This is a genomic window from Vibrio sp. 970 (genome assembly GCF_033339075.1).
Genome location: NZ_JAWOTW010000841.1, coordinates 1 through 513 on the forward strand (window position 1 = coordinate 1; position 513 = coordinate 513).

A 513-nucleotide genomic window follows, 5' to 3' on the forward strand; every position below is an offset into this window, starting at 1 on the left:
TTTCCGCCCTTTAAGCTGCTTCTTTATTAGAAGTAGTATTCAACACCTACAGAGAACTCATCGTAGTCGGCTGACTTCCAACGCGCTTCTGCTGGTTTATCTAGTTGAGACGCACCGTCACCGAAGTCTAGAGTACGAGCACGTACGTAAAGCACTGCAGATGGGTCTACGAAGTACATAACTTGTGCAGATAGTACATCGTCTGCTGTATCGTTAATTGTCTTACCGTCACGTTCTAGGTCGAAGTTCGCTGCGTAACCTAGCTTGTACTGCCAGTCACCTGTTGTGTACATCAGACCTGCAGACATTGCATCTTGCTTCTCGTTCACGCCGTTACTTGCGTCCGCTTCCATGTATTTGTATTGAGCGAAGAACGAAATACCGTTATCAAACCAACCTTGAACACCAACTAGGTACGTGTTGTTTTCCCAAGTTTGACCTTCAGATTCAATGTTACGGTTACCTTCGTAAGCAGCATCCAATTGTAGTGGACCTAACTTGTAGTGAGCCGCG

At 46.0% G+C, this 513-nt stretch carries 1 pseudogene; it reads right to left on the reverse strand.

Annotation, left to right across the window (positions count from 1 at the left end):
* Window positions 1-26: 26 nt before the first annotated feature.
* Window positions 27-513 (reverse strand): annotated as a pseudogene (gene chiP, locus R7Q11_RS29490) (chitoporin); the annotation flags it as partial.